A 6,037-nucleotide genomic window follows, 5' to 3' on the forward strand; every position below is an offset into this window, starting at 1 on the left:
GCGGCGAGCGGGGCGGCGGCGCGGGCGCTGCACGCGGTGGTGCGCGAGCACCGCGCGGCCCAACCGGACCTGCCGCTGCGGTGGGCGGGGCACGTGCACACGGGGTGGTGAGGGGGCGCTGTCGGGCGCGGCGGGCGCGCGGGGAGGCGCTGCGGGCGCCGGTGGCCGGGGGACCCCGAAGCGAAGCGCTTTCCGGGAGCGGCTGACCGGGTGTTTGCTCTGGGGTGAGACGGGGAAGGCGCGCCCGGTGACCTGGAATCCGACTCCGCACCGTGACGATCACGCTTCCGGGGACGTCCGACGGCCGCGCGGCGGCGGTGCGCTACCCCGACCCGGTGATCTTCGGGCGGGTGTTCCGGGCGGGTCGCGTCCCGACTGGAAGCGCAGGTCCGGGGGCTCGTCGGTGAGTGGGGCACCCGGCGTTCGGCCAAGCCACCCAGGGACTCACTCGTTGGAGTTAGCCCTTCCACAGAGGTGCCGGACGGGCATGAGCCGAGAGTAGCCGGCTTCCCGAACGGAGGTCGGTTTATCCCCACCCCCGCTGTGGTCGTAGAGCCATGTCGCCCGCCCCCGAGCGCTTCTAGCGTGGGAGGCGTCCACAGGGAGGGTTCATGGTTTCGACTGTCTCGGGCGCCCGGCTTCCGGTCGCCACCGGTGTGGTCCGCGCCGCGCTGAAGACGGGCGCGCTGGTCCGCCTGTCCCAGGTCACCAAGCAGTTCGGCGACGAGGTCGTGCTGCGCGGGGCCGAGCTGCGGGTGCGTCCCGGCGAGCTGGTCGGCGTCGCCGGCGCGCGGGGGGCGGGCAAGACCGTGCTCGCGTCCGTCGCCGCCGCGCTGCTGCCCCCGGACGAGGGGCGGGTCAGCCTGTTCGGGCGCGACCCCTGGGAGGACTGCGGCCTCGCCAGGTCCGGCGTCGGGCTGGTGCCCGACCGGGTGCCCGTGGCCGACCGGCTCTCCTGCTTCGACGTCCTGGTCTGCTGCGCGCTCCGCTCCGGGGCCTCGCGGGGCGAGGCCGAGCGGGAGGCGGGCGTGCTGCTGGCCGCCTGCGAGCTCGGCGACGTCGCCCACGTGCAGGCCGCCGAGTGCACGACCGGGCAGCAGGTCCTGCTGCGGCTCGCCGCCGCCCTGCTCGGCGGACGGGCGCTGCTGGTGCTGGACGACCCCTTCACCGGGGTCGACGGCTGGGAGTCCGAGGTGGTCCGCGCGGTCCTGCGCGAGTTCGCCGCCGCCGGTGGCGGGGTGCTGTGCGCCGCGCGCGACCGGGCGGCGCTGGAGGACTGGTGCGACACCCACCTCGCACTGCGGTCCGGGAGCCTGAGCGCTGCTCCCAGGGCCTTCCGCTGACGCTCCGGCGTCACTGATCGGGGAGACGAGTGCACGTGCGACTGGCCAATCCGGTGGTAACGAAGGTGGACCCCGAGGGCAGGCTCCTGCTGGCCGTGCCCGCGACCGGGGCGTCGTTCCTGTTCGCGGCCGAGGAGACGGGGATGTGGATCGAGCTGTGGCGGCACGGCGGCGACGTCGAGCGGGCGGCCGACGGGCTCGCCCAGCGGTGGGACGTCGCGCCCTCGGCGACGCTGGCCGACCTGCGCCGGTGGGCCGCCCACCTGTGCTCGGTGGGGCTGGCGAAAGTGGACTGAGGCGCGTGGACTGAGGCGCGTGGCCTGAGGCGCGTGGACCGAGGCGCGGGGGCCCCACCGGCCCCGCGCGGGGGGCGCCGCGCCCGCGGGCCGGGGCCGTGGGGGTGCCGCGCGCCCGCGGTGGCGCGCCACCCCCGCGCCCTAGCGGTGCCGGTCCAGCCGCTCGGCGAGCAGGGCGTGCACGGCGCCCGCGTGCTCGGCCAGGTAGAAGTGCCCGCCGGTGAAGACCTCCAGCGCGAAACCCGCCGAGGTGTGCCGCTCCCAGGCGCGCGCCTCGGCCAGGTCCACCTTCGGGTCCGCGTCGCCGACCAGCGCCGTGATCGGCAGGTCCAGCACCGGGACCCCGTCGCAGGTGTAGGTCTCCACGGCCTTGTAGTCGGCGCGCAGCGCGGGCAGGGCCGCGCGCAGCACCTCGTCGTCGATCAGCCGGAAGTCGGTGCCGCCCAACGACACCAGCTCCGCCAGGAGCGCCGCGTCGTCGCGCAGGTGCAGCGACTCGCCCCGGTGCGTCTGCGGCGACCGCCTGCCCGAGGCGAACAGCTCCACCGGCGGCGCGCCCCGCTCCTGCAGCCTGAGGGCCACCTCGAACGCCACCGTCGCGCCCATGCTGTGCCCGAACAGGGCCACCGGGCGGTCGACCAGCGGCAGCAGCTCCTCGGTGATCCGCTCCGCCAGCGCGGGGATCGACTCCAGCGGGCGCTCGGCCCTGCGGTCCTGGCGGCCGGGGTACTGCACGGTCAGCACGTCGGTGGCCGGGGCGTGCGCGCGGGCCGCGGACAGGAAGTAGGTCGCGGAACCACCCGCGTGCGGGAAGCAGACCAGGCGCACGGGCGCGTCCTCGGTCCGCTGGAACCGGCGCAACCACAGGCCGCTCGTGGTGGGCGCGCTCGCGCGGGACGCGCTGGACGGCGACGAGCCGGACGGGGTCGCGCCCCGGTCCGCGCTGCGCCGCCCGGTCAGGGGGCTTCGGGCTGGCACGGGCACTCCTCGGCTGTGGGGCGGCGGGGTCGTCCGGTCGGCCTCGGCCCACCGGGCGGGTCCGGCCGGGAGCGGGCGACCGGGTGTGTCCGGTCGGGCGCGTCCCACCCGAACCGCTCGGCGTGGCGCGGGCGACCGGGCGTGTCCGGTCGAGCGCGTCCCACCCGGACTCGGCCCGGTCCACCGGGATCGTTCGGGCAGGGGTGGTTCGGCCGGGGTTCGTTCGGCCGGGTGGTGATCCGGCCGATCGCGGTGCCCCTGAAGCTCCCCGCGCCGCGCCCCCGCGGCAACCCCTAGCGCACCCTTGCCACACCCCAGAGGCCGCACTCCAGAGGCCGCACCCCAGGGCTCGCACCCCGGAGCCCGCCGCGCCCCGGAGCAGGCTCCCGCCCCCTCCTACTCGGAGCCCGCCGCGGCGCCCCCTGGCTGCGCCAGCGGGTCGTCCTCCGGGGCGAGCTGCACGTCGAAGCGCTCGAAGACGGCGCGCACGGCGGTGATGAGGTCCCCCGACTCGGGCACCGCCTCCGGGTCCAGCAGGCTCTGCACGGTCAGCCCGGTCATCACCGCCAGCAGGAACGAGCCCGCCGCGAGGCGGGTGCGCTCTTCCGCGCCCGTGCCCGCCAGGGTCAGCTGCCCCAGCGACGGGCGGGCGCGCCGGTAGGCGGACGCCAGCATCTCCCGCAGCTCGGGCATCCGCTCCGCCAGCGAGAACGCCTCGATGCCCGCCACCCACAGCGGCCGGTGCGTGGTGAAGGACTTCAGCACGCCCGCCCACATGGTCTCCAGCCTGCCCGCGACCGTCAGGTCCGAGCCGACCTCCGCCATGACCCGGTCCAGCTCGTTGCCCCACTCCTGGAACGCCGAGACCAGCGCGGCGCTGAGCAGGGCCTCCTTGGAGCCGAAGTGGTATCCGATCGACGCCAGGTTCGTGTTCGACGCCGCGACGATGTCGCGCGCCGTCGTGTTCGAGTAACCGCGTTCGTACAGGCACTTCTTCGCCCCGTCGAGGAGCTGGTCACGGTGGCCCACCTCATGATCCTACCCGACCACGAGTGATCATTCATACGATCGTCATATACAAGCGTATAGATCCCGGTGTAGCGTTGCGACCATGACTCCTGGCCCACGTGCGGGCAAGCGCGAGTGGTGGGGGCTGGCCGTCCTCGTCCTCGTCACCCTCATCATCAGCATGGACATGACCGTGCTGTCCTACGCGCTGCCCTTCATCAGCGTCGAGTTAGGCCCGTCCAGCAGCCAACTCCTGTGGATCACGGACATCTACGCGTTCGTCCTCGCCGGACTGCTGATCCCCATGGGCACCCTCGGCGACCGGATCGGCAGGCGCAAGCTGCTGATCGTCGGAGCCGTCGCGTTCGGAGTGGCCTCGGCGCTGTCCGCCTACGCCAGCTCCCCGGAGCTGCTCATCGGCACCCGCGCCCTCATGGGCGTCGCGGGCGCGACCCTCATGCCCTCCACGATGTCGTTGATCCGCACCATGTTCCAGGACGCCCAGCAGCGCCGCGCCGCGATCGGCCTGTGGGCCACCGGCTTCTCCGCCGGTGGCGCGCTCGGCCTGCTGCTCGGCGGCGTGCTGCTGCAGAGCTTCCACTGGGGCACGGTCTTCCTGGTCAACGTCCCCATCATGCTGGTGCTCGTCATCGCCGCCCCGCTGCTGCTGCCCGAGTACCGCAACCCCGGCGCGGGCAGGTTCGACCTCCTCAGCTCCGCGCTGCTGTTCGCCGCCGTGCTCCCGGTCATCTGGGGCATCAAGGAGCTCGCGGAGCGCGGGGCAGGCTGGCAGCCCTTCGCGGGCATCGCGCTCGGACTGGTGCTGCTGCCGGTGTTCCTGGTGCGCCAGAACAAGACCGACGACCCGATGCTCGACGTGAGCCTGTTCCGCAAGGCCGCGTTCTCGGCGGCGCTGGCCACCAACGTGCTCGCCAACTTCGCCATGATCGGCTTCATGTTCTTCACCAGCCAGTACCTCCAGCTGGTGCTCGGGCTGGAACCGTTCGAGGCCGGCCTGTGGTCGCTGCCGCAGGCGTTCACCGGCGCGCTCGGCGCGGCCCTGTTCGCCCCGGTCCTCGTCGCGAAGCTGCGCTACTCGCGGGTGGTCGCGCTCGGCCTGCTGCTGGGCGTCGGCGGTTCCGTCGTGATGTCGCAGGTGCGGGTGGAGGACGGGCTCGCGCAGGCCGTCGTCGGCCAGTCGCTCAGCGCCATGGGCCTGGCGATGGTGCTGACCCTGACCGCGGAGCTGGTCGTCACCACCGCGCCGCAGGAGCGCGCGGGCGCCGCGTCCGGGCTGTCCGAGACGGGCAGCCAGTTCGGCGGCGCGCTCGGCGTCGCGGTGCTCGGCAGCCTCGGCGCGTTCGTCTACCGCTCCGAGCTCACCGAGCTGAGCCCGGCCGGGGTGTCCCCGGACGTGCTGACCACCGCCAAGGAGACGCTCGGCTCGGCCGTGGAGGTCGCCGCCGCGCTGCCCGCCGCCACCGGCGACGCGCTGGGCCTGGCCGCCAGGACCGCGTTCACCCACGAGGTGCAGGTCTCGGCCTGGTCGGTGGCCGGGGTGCTGCTGCTCACCACCTTCGTCGCCGCGGCCCTGCTGGCCAAGGTCCCCCGCCCCGGCCCCGCGCCCGACGCCGCCGTGGAGGCGGCGCCCGAGGCCGCCGCCGACGCCCCCCCCGAGGTCGATCCCGACGGCGACGCCGGGACCCCTGTCGCAGGGGGGAGCGCCGAGGAGGGGGCCGACGCCGCGAAGCGGGCCGGGACCGCCGGGGAGGCCGCCGCCGAGAGCGCGGGCGAGGCCCCTGGGAAGAGCGCCGGGAAGACCCCTGGGAAGCCCGCCGCGCACCCCGCGGCCGATCCCGCCCACGACGCCCCGCAGCCCACCCCGGAGCTCCCGGCCGCCCTGGTCAGCCCGGTGAAGGACGACGAGGGCTCGCTCGTCACCTGACCCTCCCCACCGCCGTCAACCCGATCCCGGTCGCACCCCTGGTGTGGCCGGGATCCTGTCGTTCCACGGGCCCGCAGGGGGTGCCCGGAGGGGTGCGCGGAGGGGTGTCCGGAGGGGTGCGCAGGGGTCCCCGCACGACCCCCGGTGGACCAAACCCCGCTAGGGGGAAGCTAAGGGCGGGCTAGGGGTTGGCCGTCCTGTCCGGCCTTTCGTAGCGTCATCGTGGAAAGCGGTTCGCGCAATAGCGGGCCGAGGTGCCGTGCGTGCCGGTCGGGATCGGTCAATGCTTTCCGGGAGCAATTCCCGGTGCTGACCCCTGCCCCGTGACGTGCGGCGCGAAGCGGAGAAACGACAGCCGGGACGATTCCCGGCCGCCGTGTCGGAATGGTCAGAACGCGAAGCGGGAACTGTCCTGGAGGCGTGCGTGGAAAACGAGGCAAAGCTCCTGGGCTACCTGAAGCGGGCCA

4 protein-coding genes and 1 pseudogene are annotated in these 6,037 nt (G+C 74.5%); 3 read left to right on the top strand and 2 right to left on the bottom strand.

Translation table 11 applies throughout. The features are described from left to right. Nucleotides 1-611: 611 nt before the first annotated feature. Nucleotides 612-1,343, top strand: coding sequence for an ATP-binding cassette domain-containing protein (locus ACTUAL_RS04490; RefSeq protein WP_096493106.1), 732 nt, complete (start codon nt 612-614; stop codon nt 1,341-1,343). A 35-nt stretch (nt 1,344-1,378) separates the two neighbouring features. Then, a complete protein-coding gene (locus ACTUAL_RS04495) occupies nt 1,379-1,639 on the top strand; it encodes a hypothetical protein (protein WP_015801501.1) in 261 nt (86 codons plus the stop codon). A gap of 141 nt (nt 1,640-1,780) precedes the next feature. On the opposite strand, the gene ACTUAL_RS04500 is transcribed toward ACTUAL_RS04495, so the two are convergent. Beyond that, entirely contained in the window at nt 1,781-2,617 is an 837-nt protein-coding gene (locus ACTUAL_RS04500) for a thioesterase II family protein (RefSeq protein ID WP_440899360.1), read from the bottom strand. Nucleotides 2,618-3,013: 396 nt separating this feature from the next. After that, the gene (locus ACTUAL_RS04505) at nt 3,014-3,646 is read right to left on the bottom strand and encodes a TetR/AcrR family transcriptional regulator (RefSeq protein ID WP_096493108.1); all 633 of its coding nucleotides are present in this window, start codon (nt 3,644-3,646) and stop codon (nt 3,014-3,016) included. A gap of 82 nt (nt 3,647-3,728) precedes the next feature. Between ACTUAL_RS04505 and ACTUAL_RS04510 the strand changes: the two are divergent. Next, nucleotides 3,729-5,249: pseudogene (locus ACTUAL_RS04510) on the top strand (MFS transporter); the annotation flags it as partial. Nucleotides 5,250-6,037 lie beyond the last annotated feature (788 nt).

Source organism: Actinosynnema sp. (assembly GCF_052038725.1).

Coding starts and splice junctions, on each gene's coding strand:
- ACTUAL_RS04490 (WP_096493106.1), top strand. CDS start 612: ATGGTTTCGACTGTCTCGGGCGCCCGGCTTCCGGTCGCCACCGGTGTG.